Annotated in this window: 14 protein-coding genes and 1 pseudogene; 5 read left to right on the top strand and 10 right to left on the bottom strand. The window is 72.2% G+C overall.

From position 1 onward, the window contains the following. Window positions 1-146: 146 nt before the first annotated feature. The 7 genes from A7B18_RS19965 to A7B18_RS19935 form a co-directional block, all read right to left on the bottom strand. Window positions 147-569, bottom strand: coding sequence for a hypothetical protein (locus tag A7B18_RS19965; RefSeq protein ID WP_102128435.1), 423 nt, complete (start codon window positions 567-569; stop codon window positions 147-149). Between the two features lie 7 nt (window positions 570-576). After that, window positions 577-1179, bottom strand: coding sequence for a YceI family protein (locus A7B18_RS19960; protein WP_102128434.1), 603 nt, complete (start codon window positions 1177-1179; stop codon window positions 577-579). A gap of 26 nt (window positions 1180-1205) precedes the next feature. Beyond that, window positions 1206-2075, bottom strand: a complete 870-nt coding sequence (locus A7B18_RS19955) for a VOC family protein (protein WP_102128433.1) — start codon at window positions 2073-2075, stop codon at window positions 1206-1208. Between the two features lie 97 nt (window positions 2076-2172). After that, window positions 2173-3033, bottom strand: a complete 861-nt coding sequence (locus A7B18_RS19950; protein WP_102128432.1) for a helix-turn-helix domain-containing protein — start codon at window positions 3031-3033, stop codon at window positions 2173-2175. 62 nt (window positions 3034-3095) lie between these two features. Further along, on the bottom strand, window positions 3096-3932 hold the full coding sequence (locus tag A7B18_RS19945; protein WP_102128431.1) for an SDR family NAD(P)-dependent oxidoreductase: 837 nt from the start codon (window positions 3930-3932) through the stop codon (window positions 3096-3098). A 2-nt stretch (window positions 3933-3934) separates the two neighbouring features. Next, entirely contained in the window at window positions 3935-5437 is a 1503-nt protein-coding gene (locus A7B18_RS19940; RefSeq protein WP_102128430.1) for a flavin-containing monooxygenase, read from the bottom strand. Further along, complete coding sequence (locus tag A7B18_RS19935) at window positions 5434-6300, bottom strand: alpha/beta fold hydrolase (protein ID WP_102128429.1); 867 nt, start codon at window positions 6298-6300, stop codon at window positions 5434-5436. The genes A7B18_RS19940 and A7B18_RS19935 overlap by 4 nt, the downstream gene beginning before the upstream one ends. A 187-nt stretch (window positions 6301-6487) precedes the next feature. On the opposite strand from A7B18_RS19935, the gene A7B18_RS19930 reads away from it, so the two are divergent. The 3 genes from A7B18_RS19930 (at window position 6488) to A7B18_RS19920 (ending at window position 11363) form a co-directional block, all read left to right on the top strand. Beyond that, window positions 6488-7123 carry a TetR/AcrR family transcriptional regulator gene (locus A7B18_RS19930; RefSeq protein WP_102128428.1) on the top strand — a complete coding sequence of 212 codons (636 nt, stop codon included), beginning with the start codon at window positions 6488-6490 and terminating at the stop codon, window positions 7121-7123. Window positions 7124-7392: 269 nt separating this feature from the next. Further along, entirely contained in the window at window positions 7393-10023 is a 2631-nt protein-coding gene (locus A7B18_RS19925; protein WP_180970270.1) for a glycoside hydrolase family 9 protein, read from the top strand. Window positions 10024-10511: 488 nt separating this feature from the next. Next, entirely contained in the window at window positions 10512-11363 is an 852-nt protein-coding gene (locus tag A7B18_RS19920; protein WP_102128427.1) for an aldo/keto reductase, read from the top strand. A gap of 4 nt (window positions 11364-11367) precedes the next feature. Here A7B18_RS19920 and A7B18_RS19915 read toward each other — a convergent pair whose 3' ends face one another. The 3 genes from A7B18_RS19915 to A7B18_RS19905 all read right to left on the bottom strand — a co-directional run bounded on the left by A7B18_RS19915 (window position 11368) and on the right by A7B18_RS19905 (window position 13983). Beyond that, window positions 11368-12090, bottom strand: a complete 723-nt coding sequence (locus A7B18_RS19915) for an amino acid ABC transporter permease (protein WP_102128426.1) — start codon at window positions 12088-12090, stop codon at window positions 11368-11370. A 76-nt stretch (window positions 12091-12166) separates the two neighbouring features. Beyond that, window positions 12167-12943 carry a transporter substrate-binding domain-containing protein gene (locus A7B18_RS19910; RefSeq protein WP_180970269.1) on the bottom strand — a complete coding sequence of 259 codons (777 nt, stop codon included), beginning with the start codon at window positions 12941-12943 and terminating at the stop codon, window positions 12167-12169. A 188-nt stretch (window positions 12944-13131) separates the two neighbouring features. Next, a complete protein-coding gene (locus A7B18_RS19905; RefSeq protein ID WP_102128424.1) occupies window positions 13132-13983 on the bottom strand; it encodes a VOC family protein in 852 nt (283 codons plus the stop codon). Window positions 13984-14145: 162 nt separating this feature from the next. On the opposite strand from A7B18_RS19905, the gene A7B18_RS19900 reads away from it, so the two are divergent. Both A7B18_RS19900 and A7B18_RS19895 read left to right on the top strand, forming a co-directional pair. Further along, on the top strand, window positions 14146-15240 hold the full coding sequence (locus A7B18_RS19900; RefSeq protein WP_146009616.1) for an HD-GYP domain-containing protein: 1095 nt from the start codon (window positions 14146-14148) through the stop codon (window positions 15238-15240). 88 nt (window positions 15241-15328) lie between these two features. After that, window positions 15329-15551: pseudogene (locus tag A7B18_RS19895) on the top strand (N-acetylglucosamine-6-phosphate deacetylase); the annotation flags it as partial.

The raw sequence follows: 15551 nt of genomic DNA, 5'->3' as shown, positions 1-15551 counted from the left end.
GGGGCTGCAAAGGGGCCCGTGAGGAGGGGGCGCGCCTCCGCGCTTGGGCCGGGGAGCCCGCAGCCTCACACCGGGGTGAGGCCACCGAACGGAGGAGGGGCCCGCCACCCGCGCAGGCCCCCCTCCTCTGTTCCGGGATTGGCCGCCTACCCCGTCCGGCTCCGCGCCCACAGCCACAGGCCGCCGAAGACGAGCGCGGCGAGGCCCGACCCCAGCGCCACGAGGTTGCGCACCAGCTCGACCGTCTTGACCTGGAGGGGGTAGAGGCCGCGCTCGCGCAGGTACGGCTCGCTCACGAAGCGGACGCCGCCCTCGCCCTCGCCGGGGAGGAAGGCCGCCGGGTCGCGCACGATCAGGAGCTGGGGCGAGCCGATAGGCGTGCCGGGGCTGTCCGCGTCGCCGAAGAGGGACGCGGCGGCATTGGGCTCGACCCGCTGCACGAGTGCCACGTCCCGGGTGAGAAAGGCGCTCACGGCGAAACTCAGGAGCAGCGCCACGAGCGAGAGCAGGGCGAGCAGCCCCGCCACCCGGCGCAGCAGGGGCAGGCGTGAGGACCGGACCAGACGCACGGGCGCCCTACTGATCGCTGGCGACGAACTGCACCGCGAGGGCGAGGTCGTTGCTCACGCGGCCCGCGTCGATCTGGCGGTGCTTGACCCCGAAGTCGCTGAGCTTGATGTTGAAGCGCGTGCTCACCGCGAGCACGTTGCCCTTCAGGCCCGCCGCCTTCGTGGTGTCGTTGGCGGGGGTGTAGCGCACGGTCGCCTCGGTCGTCAGGGGGCGGGTCACCCCGTTCATGGTGAGGGTGCCCACGACGCGGTAGCGGTCGCCGCCCAGGGAGCTCACCCGCGTCGCCGTGAATTTCACGTCGGGCCGCTGGTCGAAGTTGAGCCACTGGGCCCCGCGCATGTGCCCGTTGCGCGCGGCGATGCCGGTGTCGATGCTCGCCCCGTCGATGATGACGGTGCCGCCGCCCGCCTTCGCCTGGGGGTCGAAGGTCAGCGTGCCCCGCACCTTGCTCGTGCGGCCCGTGAAGTTCTCGACCGCCGTCTCGCTCTCGACGGTCACGACGTTGACGTTCCCGGAGGAGGTCGCCACCTCGAACTTCACGGGTGCGGCGACGGCGACGGGCAGGGAAAGGGCGGCGAGGGTGAAAAGGCGTTGGGCAGTCCTGTTCATGGTGGGCTCCTGTGGGGAGAGGAAGGTCAGACGGTCAAGGCGAGCCGGGTGCCGAAGGGGTCGTCCACCTCCAGGGTGCCGGCCCGTTGCGAAGGTTGTGTGAAGGGGGCGCCGCCGAGTCGCAGCCGCTCGGCCACGTCGCCCAGCGCCCCCGCGTCCGGGAGGTGGACCCAGACGCGCTCCAGCCGGGCGCTGCCCGCCGGGGCCGCCTCCCCGCCGAGGCTCTGCCAGGTGTTCAGGCCGAGGTGGTGGTGGTAGCCGCCCACCGAGACGAACAGCGCCCCCGGCCAGCGGCTCACCACGTCGAAGCCCAGCGTGTCGGCGTAAAAGGCCTCGGCGGCGTCGAGGTCGGCGACGCGCAGGTGGACGTGCCCCATCACCGTGCCGCCGGACAGCCCGGTCCACGGGGCGGGGGGTCCGGCCTCGCGCAGCAGGCCGGGGACGTCGACGGGCTCGCCGCCCATGCGCACCTCGCCGCCCACCCAGCGCCACCCGTCGCGCGGGCGGTCGCGGTAGACCTCGATGCCGTGGCCGTCGGGATCCGCCAGGTAGAAGGCCTCGCTGACGAGGTGATCGCTCTGCCCCAGCCGCAGCCCCATCCCGCCTATGTGCCGCACGAGTCGGGCCAGCTCGGCGCGGGTGGGCACGAGGAGGGCGAAGTGGTCCAGGCCAGGGCTGGAGGGGGGCGCGGGCGGGGCCCCCGGGCGCTCGCGCAGGGCGAGGAGCGCCTTGCCCTCCACCCCCAACCGCGCCGCGCCCTCCCCGGCGGCGAGGACCGTCAGACCCAGCGCCTCCCGGTAAAAGGCGAGGCTGCGCGCGAGGTGCCCCACCGTCAGCTCGACGTGACCCAGGGTGAGGTCGGGGTGGAGTCGGGAGGCGTGGAGGGAGTCGGGCATGGGTGACCTCGGCGGCCCGGGGGGAGACCAGGGTCGCTCAACGTCAACGTACCGGGCGGCTCCCCGGGGCACCATGGCGAAAGCGGACGGGGGCATGTCATTTCTTCCAGACGTCGCGGAAATCCTGGGGCGAGGCGCCGACCGCCCCCTTGAAGGCCCGGCTGAAGGTGAAGGGGTCGGCAAAACCCACCTCGGCGGTCACCTCCTTCACGCTGAGGTCGGTGAAACTCAGGAGCCGCCGGGCCTCCAGGATCACCCGGTCCTGGATCAGGCCCTTGGCGCTCTTGCCCAGGCCCGCGTTCGTGGCGCGCGAGAGGTGCTTGGCGGAGACGTTCAGCCGCCCCGCGTAGTGGGCCACGTCGTGGTGGCGGGCGAAGTCGTGCTCCAACAGGTCGAGGAAGCGCCCGACGAGGCCGACCTCCGCGTTCTCGCCGACGCCCAGCCCGGCGAAGACCGCGCGGCGCACCAGGACGAGCAGCGCCTCCATCAGGGGCCGCAGCAGGGTCAGGTCCCCGGTCTCCTGCGCCCGCGCGTACTCCCGCTCGGTGAGGTCGAGGACCCCCTCGGCGGCGAGCTGCACCTCGGGGGGGACGGGGAAGGTCCGGTCGCCCGGCGAGTAGTTGAAGAGCAGCCGGTTCGTCCGCCCGGTGGGGGTGCCGCCCAGCAGGTCCTCGGTAAAGGACACGGCGTACCCGTTGAGCCCCCGCATCTCCCGGAAGGCGTGGACCTGCCCCCGCGCGATCAGGGACACGCACGGCCCGCGCAACTCGCCCTCCCGCCCGTCGATGGTGTGCGTCCCCGCGCCCGAGTGAATCCAGATCACCTCCTGGAAGTCGTGGCGGTGGGGCCGGAAGGTCTCCTCCGGGCCCGTCGTCCGGTTGAGGATCGGCATGATCACGACGGGCGGCTTGCCGTACCCCGCCAGGGGCACGTACCGGATGCTCGCCGGGGACGACATACACCCCCAGGGTGCCACAGGGGGCAATTAGGCGAATTAGGCGGCTGAGCTTCCCCTCCCCCCTAGGAGCGCCCCGCCCGCGCCTGGATCAGGTCCAGCACCCGCCCGTACGACCCCGGCAGGAGCCGCGCGAGCAGGTCGAGCACGGCGGCGTCGGACCCCACGAGCACCCGGGGTTCCCGGTGCGCCACGCCCGCCAGGATGACCTTCGCCGCCCGGGCCGGGTCCATCCGCAGCAGGCGCTCGAACTCGCGCTGGCCCGCCTGCGTCTCGGCGGGGCCGACCCCCGCCCCCACCCGGGCGTTGCGGGCGATGTTCGTCCTGATGCCGCCCGGGTGGACGGTCGTCACGCCCACCCCGCGCGGGCGCAGTTCGTGACGCAGCACCTCGGAAAAGCCGCGCACCGCGTACTTGCTCGACGAGTACGCGCTCTGCCCCGCCGGGCCGACAAGGCCGAAGAGGCTGGAGACGTTGACCACGTGCGAGTCGGGGGTGGCGATCAGCGCGGGCAGGAACGCCTTCGTGGTCGCCACGACCGCCCGGAAGTTGATCGTCATGACCCACTCGAATTCGTCGAGGGTCAGTTGCTCGAAGCTGCCGCCGAGCGCCACGCCCGCGTTGTTGACGAGGAGGGTCAGGCCCCCGTGCCCGCGCAGCACGTCGTCCGCGAGGGCGGGGATGTCCTGAATACGGCTCAGGTCGAACCCGTGGGCGGTGATCTTGAGGTCGGGGTTCTGGGGACGCAGCCGGGCGACGAGGGTCCGCAGCCCCTCCTCGTCGCGGTCGATCAGGGCGAGGTGGCTGCCGCGCGAGGCGAGCCCCTGGGCCAGCGCCCGCCCGATCCCGCTCGCCGCGCCCGTCAGGACCGCCGTGCCGCCCGCGTAGTCGTAGGGCCGCACGCTCAGGCGCTCCGGGCCACGGGGGCGGAGAGGGGCGGCAGGGGGCGGGGGCTGAGCCACGCGCGGTAGAGCGAGGGGTCGAAGCGCCGCAGCGTCTGCCGGAAGCGCGCCGCCCGCTCGGGCCACAGGGAGGAATTGCGCCCCGTGGCGTCGATGTACCAGCTCGTGCAGCCGCCCACGTTCCACACCGAGTCCCGCAGCTTGCCCTGCAACCCCTCGCTGTACTCGGCCTGCGCCTCGGGCCGGGGTTCGAGGGCGAGGAGGTGTTCGCGCCCCAGGTGCTCCAGCGCCGCCACGATGTAGTCGATCTGCGCCTCCATCATGTAGACCATGCTGTTGTGCCCGAGCCCGGTGTTCGGCCCGATGATCAGGAACAGGTTGGGAAAGCCCGCCACCGCCGTCCCGTGCAGCGCCTCCATGTGCGGGTCCCAGACCTCGGCGAGGGACCTGCCGCCCCGCCCGGAGAGGCGCCGCGCGATGGAGGGCCGCGTCGACTCGAAGCCCGTGCCGCCGATCAGCACGTCGAACTCGCGCTCCTGTCCGTCCGCCGTGACGATCTTGGACCCCTTGACCTCCGTGACCGCCTCCGTCACGAGTTCAACGTTGGGTTTCGCCATCGCCGGGTAATAGTCGTCGGAGACGAGGATGCGCTTGCAGCCCAGGCGGTAGTTCGGGGTGAGCTTGGCCCGCAGGGCGGGGTCGGGGACCTGCGCCTCCAGGTGCTTGTGGGCGGCCTCCTCCGCGAGCTTCCTCACCCGCTCGTTCGTGAAGGTCAGGAACCGGGCCTCGGCGACCCCGAAGATCCACTGCCGCGAGAGGCGCTGGAGGCCGGGGTAACGGCGGAAGAGGTCGCGGCGGCGCTCGCTCGTCTCGGTGTCCATCCGGGGCATCACCCAGGGGGCCGAGCGTTGGAAGACGGTGAGTTTCCCGACCACCTTCTGAAGCTCGGGGATGAACTGGATGGCCGACGCGCCCGTGCCGATCACGGCGACGCGCTGGCCGCTGAGGTCCACGGAGTGATCCCACTGGGCGGAGTGGAAGCGCGGGCCCGCAAAAGACTCCAACCCCGGAATGACCGGCCACTTCGGCTCGACGAGGGGGCCGTGCCCGGAGATCAGCACGCGGGCGGTGTACTCTCCCCCACTCGTGCGGATGCGCCACAGCCCCTCGCCGTCGTCCCACTCGGCGCGCTCCAGTTCGTGCCCGAAGCGGATGTGGGGCCGCACGCCGAAGTCGTCCGCGACCCGGCGCAGGTAGCCCAGGATCTCGGGCTGGCGGGCGTAGCGGTGGTTCCAGTCGGGGTTGGGGGCGAAGGAGAAGGAATAGAGGTCGCTCTTGACGTCACAGGCGCAGCCGGGGTAGGTGTTGTCGCGCCAGGTGCCGCCGACCTCCCCCGCCCGCTCGAAGATCACGTAGTCCTCGATGCCCCGGCGCTGAAGATGGACGGCCATGCCCAGGCCCGCGAAGCCGCTGCCGACGATGGCGACCTGATGGTGGGTGCTCACGCTGGAACCTCCTGCAAGAAGCCGAGAACGAGGCGGTTGAAGGTCTCCGCCCGCTCCAGTTGGGGGACGTGTCCGGTGTCCTGAAAGAGGTGGGTGCGCGCGTGGGGGTGAGACTTGCGCGCCGCCTCCAGCAGCCGGGCGGGCAGGATCACGTCGCGGTCGCCCCAGAGGATCAGGGTGGGGACCCCCTGCCGGGCGAGGCGCCCCTGCAACTCCTCGCGCCACGCGGCCTTCACCCCGCGCCAGTCACCGAGGTCGCGCAGCACCCGCAAGAAGGCGCGGGCCGCGTGCGGCTGGCGGGAGAGGTCGAGGGCCTGCGCCACGAGGTCCTCGGTGGCGAGGCGGGGGTCGTGGAAAAGCGAGCGGACGGTCTGCCGGGCGTTGCGGGCGGTGGGCTGGAGGAGCAATTCACCCAGCCGCGGCACGGAAAGCGCGCGCAAGACGGCGGCGACCTCGCGCCCGAAGCCCGCGCTGTTCACCAGCACCAGGGCCCGCGTGCGCTCCGGGTAGGCGACGGCAAAGCGCTGGGCGACCGCGCCGCCGAGCGAGTTGCCCATCAGGACCACGGGCCGGGTCTCCCCCACCGCGTCCAGAAAGTGCGCGGCGAAACGGGCCAGTCCGCCCAGCGTGTAGGGCACGTCCGGCTTGTCGGTGTACCCGAAGCCGATCAGGTCGAGGGCGTAGACGCGGAAGTGTGCGGCGAGGGGCGCGACGTTCGCCGACCAGTCCTCCAGGCTGCGCCCGATGCCGTGCAGCAGCAGCAGGGGCGGGCCGTCGCCCTGAACGACGAAGCGTGTGCGGACGCCGCCGACCTCCGTGAAGGTGGGGGCGGGGAGGGCGGGCGCTGGAACGGTCGCGGTCATGACAGCCTCCACGGGGGAGAAGACGATTGAGCGGGGAAGTCTCCCCAGTATGTGAGCCTTTGCTCGTGTTCTCAACTCGCGTTTGGCGGAGGGGTGGGGGCGCGTGAACGCCCCTCTTGACGGGCTCGCCAGGAGACCTTTTCGGGCCCTCTTCCTCCGGGCTCGCGTTTTCGCCTATCCTGGCGGGATGACTGCCCGCCCCCCGGCGCGGCGTGCCCCGCAGCAGGAGCGCAGCCGCCAGATGGTCGCCCGGCTTCTTGGGGCCGCCGCCCGACTCTTCGCCGAGCGGGGGTACGACGGGACGACGACGAACCACATCGCCGAAGGAGCGGGGGTGTCGGTGGGCTCGCTCTACCAGTTCTTCCCTGACAAGGGGGCCATCCTCGCCTCGCTCCAGGCGACGTGGACGGGACGGCTGCGGCTGGCCCTCGACGCCGTGCTGCGAGACGCGGCGGACCAGCCGCTGGAGGACGTGATCGACCACGTGCTCCACGTCCACGCGCGGCTCAACGCCGACCCGCCGGGGCTCCTCGGGCTGCTGCTCGTCACCCCCTCGGCCACGTCGGAGCAGGAAAACGAGACGGTGCGCGCGGAGGTGCAGGGGCGGCTGGAGGCCCTGCTGGAGGTCCGCGCGCCGGGGCTGAGCCCGGGGAGGCGTTCGGCGGTCGCGCGCATGAGCATCCACGTCGCCAACGGCCTGTACGCGCTCGGGGGCCGGGCGGGGGTGGCCGACCCCACCGTGCGCGAGGAGGTGCGCGCCGCCCTCCTCGCCTACCTGCGGCCCGTCGTGCGCGGCGTGGGGGAGGCGTCCTCGGCGGACTGACGGCGCCTGCAAGTCCGTGACGTAGGAAATGGGCGAGGCGGGCGCGAGGCCAAAGCCCAGAGTGAGGGGCCGCTCGGCGCTCAGGGTGCACGGCAGGAGCCGGGACCCGGTGCTCGCCAGGGCGCCGACCAGGGCGAAGCCCACTCAGGGAGGGTTCTGTCGCCGGGTCTTCCCCAGATCTCTGTCCGAGAAGAGTCACGGCAGGTGAATCTAATGTGTAAAACTTTACAAATTAATGTTGCGCTTAGCCATGAGAATCGGGGGGAGGCATGAACAACACCCTGCGGTATACGACCCCCGTGCTCGTCATCCTGACGGTCGCCTCCTGCCGGGTGTTGCCCGGACAGGAGGGCGGGGCCGTGGGCGACGCCGCGCCCCCCAGGGTGTCGCTCACGGCGAGCGGCGGGAGCGTGCCCATCGGCGGGAGTCTCACGCTGACGGCGCGGGCGTCGGACGCGAGCGGGATCGCGCGGGTGGTGTTCTACGACCGGGGGCGCAAGGTCGGCGTGGACCGGACGGCGCCCTACAGCCTGACGGTCCGGGCGACCCCGGCGCTGAGCGGTGAGCACACGTATACCGCCCAGGCGTTCGACCGCGCCGGGCGGTCCGCCCTGTCGGCTCCCGTGCCGGTCGGCATCGGGGTGGGGAACCTGCTCGGCAACGGCGGCTTCCGGGACGGGCAGACTTCCTGGTGGGTGGCCGGGGGCCCCGGTGTGAGCGTGGGGGGCGGCGAGGCGTGCCTGGACATCGGCAAGCCCGGCGAGAACGAGTGGGACGTGATTTTCGGGCAAAGCGGCGTGGGGCTGATGCGGGAAGCGCGCTACACGGTCTCCTTCACCGCGCGCGCCGACGAGCCCACCGCCTTCAAGGTCATGCTGCAAAAGAACGAGGCCCCCTACCCGCCCTACTTCAACCAGACCGTCGCCCGCGTGACCCGGGAGCGCCGGACCTACCGTTTCGCCTTCACGATGACCGGGGCGAACGACGCGCGCGCTTCCCTGCAATTCAAGCTCGGCGGGCAGAGGGCCACGCGGCTGTGCGTGGGGCACGTGGTCGTGCGGGGACCGGGGTACGGGCCCGGCCCGGTCGCGGCGCCCGTGACCGACCGCGCGGTCGTGCGTGTCAATCAGGTGGGCTACCTGCCGGGGGCTCCCAAGGTGGCCGCCGTAGCCTACGACTCGGGGGTGCCCCTGCCCTGGACGCTGCTGGGCCGGGACGGGCGCCGCCTCGCCTCGGGCCGCACACGGGTCTTCGGGAGGGACGCGGCGTCGGGCGAGTTCGTCCACCGGGCGGACTTCTCGGCGTTCCGCAGGCCCGGGGAGCGGTACGTGCTGGAGGTCGGCGGGCTGCGCAGCCACCCCTTCCGCATCGCGCGCGACCTGTACAAGCCGCTGGGGCGCGACGCGCTCGCGTACTTTTACCACAACCGCAGCGGCGTCCCCATCGAGGCGCGGTACGTCGGGGGTCCCAAGTGGGCCAGGGCCGCCGGGCACGCCGACCCCTCCTCCGACCGGGGCGGGGACCGGGCGGGTTGCTTCGCGGGCCGGGACGCGCGGGGCAACACCTGGCCGGGGTGCCGCCACACGCTGAACGCGGGCCGCGGCTGGTACGACGCGGGCGACCACGGCAAGTACGTGGTGAACGGCGGCCTCTCGGTCTGGACCCTGATGAACCTGTACGAGCTGGGCAAGCGCTCCTCGAAGGCCGGGTTCTTCCCCGACGGCAGCCTGCGCATTCCCGAGAACGCCAACCGCGTGAGCGACCTGCTCGACGAGGCCCGCTGGGAGCTGGACTTCCTGCTCGGGATGCAGGTGCCGGACGGCGAGTGGCTCGCCCTGCCGCTCGGCGACCAGAGCGCCCACCCGGACCGCCTGAACCTGACCGAGGTGGACGCCTCGGGGATGGCGCACCACAAGGTCCACAGCGAGCGGTGGACGGGCCTTCCCTCCCGGCCCGACGAGGACCGCCAGCAGCGCTTCCTGTACCCGCCCTCCACGGCGGCGACCCTCAACCTGGCGGCGAGCGCGGCGCAGTGCGCCCGGGTCTTCCGGAGCGTGGACGACGCCTACGCGCGGCGCTGCCTCCAGGCCGCCCGGCGGGCGTGGCAGGCCGCGCGGCGCCACCCGCAGGTCTACGCCTACGACACCTTCTCGGGCGGTGGCCCGTACGACGACACCGACGTGCGCGACGAGTTTTACTGGGCCGCCGCCGAGCTGTACGCCACGACGGGGGACAAGACCTTCCTCGCCGCGCTGAAGGCAAGCCCGCTGTACCTGGGGGCCACCAAGAACGGCCCGGAGAACGACCTCGCGTGGCCCGAGGTGACGGCGGCGGGCGCGGTCACGCTGGCGCTCGTGCCCAATGGGCTGCCCGCCTCCGCGGTGAGGACGGCCCGCGCCAACCTGATCGCGCTGGCGGACGCCTACGCCGCCCAGGTGACCCGCACGGGGTACGGGGTGCCCTTCCGCTCGGAGCGCTATCCCTGGGGCTCGAACAGCAACGTCCTCAACCGGAGCCTGATCCTGGGGGTCGCCCACCACCTCACCGGGAACGTCCGCTACCGCGACGCCGCCCTGGAGGGCATGAACTACATCCTGGGCCGCAACCCGCTCGACAAGTCGTACGTCTCGGGTTACGGCGCGCGGCCCCTCGTCAATCCCCACCACCGCTTCTGGGCCCACAGCCGCGACCCCCGCTACCCGGCGCCCCCGCCCGGCGCCCTGGCAGGGGGCCCCAACTCCTCCCCCGCCGACCCCACCGCCGATCTGCTGAGGGGGCGGTGCGCGCCGCAGACCTGCTACCTCGACGACATAGGCACCTCGTCCATGAACGAGGTCGCCATCAACTGGAATGCCCCCCTCGCCTGGGTCGCCACCTACCTCGACGCGACCGCCAAGTAGAACAGGGGCTGACGGCTCCAGAACAATCTGGCGAACACGAACGCCGTGCAGGAGCGCCAGGGGAGCGTGATAGACTCCCTTTGCCTGAGGGCGGGTTGCATGACAAGCGGGGACCGGGAGGCCACTCCTCGAACAGAGGAAAGGCCCTCGCTGCTAGTCACAGTGAGGGCCGGAAAGGTGGTGCTCCTTGAGCCACAAGAAGCATAGCCGAAAAGGGAAAAGGCCGCAACCGAGGCAGATCATGGAATGGGTGCTGCTCATCACAGCCGCCCTGGGCATGATCAAAGCCCTGGTTGAGGTCATCCAACTCCTCCACTAAGCCGTAGCCTCTCGTGCGCCCCCGCCGCGTTCCCGCTCCGCCCAACGGCGACGCTCCCGGCCCCAGGTCGGGGGCTTTTTGCTTCCGGCTGCGGCTTCATGAACGGCCCGGCAAAGCGTTCCCATCCCCGCCGGGGCTGTGCGGGTCTTGATGGGGCGAGGAGGACCCCATGACAGGCACGACGACCATCCCCACCCTCCCCCTCCCTTCCGGCGAGCGCGTGCCCGTGCTCGGCCAGGGCACCTGGCGCATGGCGGAAGACCCCCGGCGCCGGGCGGACGAGATCGCCGCGCTGCGGGCCGGACTCGACCTCGGCCTGCGCCTGATCGACACCGCCGAGATGTACGCGGACGGGGCCGCCGAGGAACTCGTCGCGGAAGCCACCCAGGGGCGGCGCGACGAGGTGTTCCTGGTGAGCAAGGTGCTGCCCGGCAACGCTTCCCGCCAGGGCGTCTTGCGCGCGTGCGAGCGCAGCCTCAGGCGGTTGCGCACCGACCGCCTCGACCTCTACCTCCTGCACTGGCGCGGTCAGACGCCGCTCGCGGAGACGCTGGGCGCCTTCGAGGAGTTGCGGCGCGCAGGACTGATCAGACACTGGGGCGTGAGCAACTTCGACACGGCGGACATGGGGGAACTCGCGGCGCTTTCGGGAGGCGGGGCCGTCGCCACGAATCAGGTGCTCTACAACCTCACCCGCCGGGGCATCGAGTACGACCTGCTGCCGTGGTGCTGGGAGCGCGGCGTGCCCGTGATGGCCTACTCGCCGGTCGAACAGGGCCGTCTCCTCGGCCACCGCGTCCTGGCGGGGATCGCGCGCGAACACGGGGCCACGCCCGCTCAGGTCGCCCTCGCGTGGGTGCTGCGGCAACCGGGCGTCATGACCATTCCCAAGGCGGGGACGGCGGCGCACGTCCGGGAGAACCGGGCGGCGCTCGACCTGCGGCTGACGGACGCGGACCTCGCCGCTCTGGACCGCGCGTTCGCGGGGCCGACCCGGCCCGTGCCGCTGGAGGTGCTCTAGCCCTTCAGCGCCGGGCGGCGAGGCGGTAGGGACGGTTGAGGCGCAGTTCCAGCCGCGCGAAGACGCGGGCCGCGACGTTCGACAGGACGAAGTAGATCAGGCCGACCGCGAGGTAGAGCGGGAAGGGCTGAAAGGTGACCGACACCAGGCCGCGGGTGGTGAGCAGGAGTTCGGTGACGGTCACCACGCTGGCGAGGCTGGAATCCTTGAGCAGCCCGATGAACTGGTTGCCGAGCGCGGGCACCGCCGTGCGGGCCGCCTGCGGGACGAGCACGAGGCGCAGGATCTGGAGGGGCTTCAGGCCCAGCGCGCGCGCGGCCTCCGTCTGGCCCCGGTCCACGGCGTTCAGGCTGCCCCGGATGATCTCGGCGGCGTAAGCCCCGGCGAACAGGCTCAGGCCAAGGACCGCCGTCTGAAAGGCGGGCATCCTGAACTGCGGAATGAGCTGCGGCAGGGCGAAGAACAGGAAAAAGAGCTGCACGAGCAGGGGCGTCCCGCGGAAGGTCTCGATATAGAAGCCCGCGAGCGCGCGCAGCGGCCACAGGCGCGACATGCGCCCGAGCGCGGCGACAAAGCCCAGGGTGAGGCCGAACACGCTGGAGAGCAGCGTCAGCGAGAGGGTGATCTGGGTGCCGCGCCACAGGGCACGCAGGACGTCGGGGGTGAAGACGGCCAGCATGTCACGCCACTGGAGGGCAAGTGGATCCGGAATCAAAACGTCGAACACGGCGGGGCCTCCCCTGGAAACAAGAAGGGGGCCGCACGGCCTGTTTCTCCGTGCGGCCCGGCGAGTACCGTCCGGCTTACCGGCCCGGCGTGGTCACGTCGGCGCCCAGGTACTTGACGCTGATGTTGCGCAGGGTGCCGTCCACCCGCATGGCGTTCAGGGCCCGCTCGACGGCGGTCTTGAGCTGGGGCTGGTTCTTGCCCAGGGTGATGTAGGGGTTGTCCTGCTGGAGGACCGGGCCCGCCGCCTTGATCTTCTGGCCGTTCTTGATGGCGACGTTGCCCACCGTCCGGGTGGTGATCATGCCCCCGGCGCGGCCCGCCGCGAGCGCGAGGAAGATCTCCTGCTCGCCGCTGTAGGTGGCGACGTTGGGGTACTTGCGGTCGCGCAGGAACTTCTCGAAGACCGTGCCCTGCGCGACGGCGACCGGGGCCCCGCGCAGCGAGTTCAGGTTGGTCGCCGTCGAGTTCGCGGGCACGAAGAGCTGGAAGCCGTCGTAGTAGTAGGGACGGCTCAGGAAGTCCACCGCCCGCTCGCGCTCGGGGGTCTTGCTCTGCGAGGCGACCGCCATGTCGAACTGCCCGGCCTGAAGCCCCGCGATGATCGAGGGGAACTCGGCCTTGATGACGTTCACCCGCACGCCCAGGCGGCGCCCGATCTCCCGGGCCACGTCCACGTCGAAGCCCGTCAGCGAGCCGTCGGGGCCAGGCTGCGAGAAGGGCGGGTACTCGCCGCTCATCACGACGCGCAGCTCGCCGCGCTTCCTGATGTCGGCGAGGTCGGCGTGCGCGACCGAGGCGGCACCGAGGGCGAGGGCGGGAAGCAGGGCGGCGTACTTCAGGACTTTGGACATGGGAGATCTCCTGTGCGTGGGAATGAGCATTGGGCCGACCTTAACGTGTTCCCGCCGAGCCCGGCCCAGAGGTTTCCTTGAGGTCCGTCTAAAGGGCGGCGCGGTGGTGAAGGGTCAGGACCTGTATCGCACGATACGGTCCTCCCCCACGCGACTCCGCAGGACTCCGTACAGTTGAGGCATTTTTCTCACTCGCTGGGCGGCGGAGGCGCCACGAACTCGAAGACGTGTCCCTCCGGGTCGCGCGCGGCCAGCCCCTCCTCCGTGCGCACGTAGGGAAGCCCCTCCGCCCGCACGAGCGCGAGCACCGCGTCCACGTCGGCGTGGAAGCGCACGTGGGCGTGGTCACCCCCGAACATGTCGGCGAGGCCCACCTGGGGGTCCCAGGCGTACAGCCAGCGGCGGGGGGTGCCGTTGCCGTCGGGCTCGGGCTCCGGGCCGAGGGTGAACTGGGCGAAGTCGCGGTCCGGCTGCTCCTTGGCGAGGGCGAAGCCGTAGGCGCGGGGCAAGCGCTCCTTCATGGCCGCGTAGTCGCCGAAGGCCAGGGCCACCTCGCGCAGGCCCATCACCGGGAGGGCGTGGGGCGGGCGCACGACCGGGGCCGGGGGGAAAGCGGGCCGCCGCCCGTCCGCGAGGTCGATGCCGCGCAGCTCCAGCCCGTGCCCGAAGGGGTCGAAGAAATAGACGGTGGGGTCGGGGCGCTCGGGGGTGCCGAGGTCGATCTCGGTCCAGGCGAGGCCGTGCTCGTCGAGGAGGGCCTTGCAGCGGTCCAAGTCCTCGGGCCGGATCTGCCAGGCGTAGTGCAGGTGCGAGGCGCCGCGCGCGCGCAGGGAGGCGAGGCGGGGGTCGTTCGCCTGCCGGGTGACCGGCTTCCAGAGGGTGAGGGTCTGGGCCGGGTTCACCTCGAAGTGGGCGACGCCGCGCTCCTCGCCGTGCTCCAGCAGGGTCAGGCCGAGGACCTGGGTGTAGAAGCGGACGCCGCGGGGCAGGTGGTTGACCTCCAGCGTGAGGCCCGCGAGGTCGAGGATGGGGGATGCCATACGGCAGGGTATGGGGCCCCGGCCCCGCCTCGCCTTGCGCAAGGGTTGAGGGTAAGTCGGGGCCGGGCGGCGCAGGAGACGCGAGGATTAAGACTGGCTTACCGCGGGGCGGCTTGACAGGGCGTCCGAGGAATGTAAGAGCCAGGTGACTATGCTGCGGGGGTGACTGTGCCCTTCACCCCCCGGATTTCGGACCTCACCCCTGGGCAGGACGCCCGGACCTCGGCGGCGCAGTCGGTGGTGACCCTGACGCGGGTGGCCCTGGCGGCGCCGGACCTCGCCTCGGGCGTCTTGCCGACGCTGGAGCACCTCGTCGGCGCGACGGCGGCCACGGGGGCGGTGTTCCTCATGCGGGGCGGCGGGCCCCTGGGAGGCTACGGGGTCCAGGCGGCCTGCGGCGAGTTGCCCCCGGCGCTGAACCCGCCCGGGGGCCTGAGTGCCGACACGCCCCTGCTGCGCGCCCTGGAGGAGAGCGTGCGCCCGCTCTTCTTCGACAGCACCGCCGCCGACCTGCGGGAGGGCACGGGCCCCGGGGTGGCGAGCCTGGCGGCGGCGCCCGTCCGGGTCGGGGACGGTCCCCTGCTGGGGGCTTTCGTGCTCTGCACGGCCCAGCCGCACGTGTGGGAGGCCGAGGAAACGGCCCTGTTCAGCATGGTGTCGGGCACGGTGGCGGCGCTGGCAGGGCGACTCGCCGCCGAGGCGGAGGCCACCCGGGCGCGGGAGGCGGCGCTGCGGGCGCTGGGGCAGATGCTCGAAACCTGGGACGGCGACTCGCACGGGCACACCGACCGGGTGACGGACCTCGCGCTGCGGCTCGCCGGGCGGCTGGCCCTGTCCCCGGGGCAATGTCAGGCCCTGCGCTGGGGCGCGTACCTGCACGACATCGGCAAGGTCACCCTGCTCGGGGCCCTGCTGCCCAGGGAGGCCTCGCCGGGGGCCGACGGCTTCGCGCAGATGCTGGGCGGCCTGCCCCCGGGGGCCCTCTCGGTGATCACCGACCGCCACGAGCGCTGGAACGGCGGCGGCTACCCGGCGGGCAAGCTGGGCACTGAGATCAGCCTGGAAGCCAGGCTCTTCGCCCTGTGCGACGCCTACGACGGCCTGACAAACCCCCGTCTCCACGACCTCCCCTGGGACCCCGAGGAGGCCCTCGCCGAGCTTCAAGCCCGCTCGGGCGGGGAGTTCGACCCCGACCTCGTGCGGCTCCTGCTGGAGGTCATCGGCGAGACCCTGGCGCCGGTCGCGGACGAGGACTGACCGGGAGCCCCCCGCCGACCGCCCGCGTGCGCCGCGCGGACCCTCTTACCCCGACCACGGGGGCCGCGTGAAGCTCTACCCTGGGGGGATGGGGTCCGGCACCCGACCTGTCCACACCCTGCGGGGCCACCTCGTCCTCCCGGGGGGCGTCACCCCGGGCACCCTCACCTTCGGCGCGCGGATCGAGAGCGTCATGCCGCAAGCGGTCTCGGGTACGGGGGAGTGCTTCATCCTCCCCGGGTTCGTCGACACCCACGTCCACGGCGGCGCGGGCGGGGACACGATGGACGGCGCGGCGGGCGTACGGACCC

The sequence above is a fragment of the Deinococcus planocerae genome, assembly GCF_002869765.1.
Lineage (GTDB): Bacteria > Deinococcota > Deinococci > Deinococcales > Deinococcaceae > Deinococcus > Deinococcus planocerae.
The sequence above is the reverse complement of the archived record's forward strand: the minus strand, read 5'-3'. Positions and strand labels throughout refer to the sequence as shown.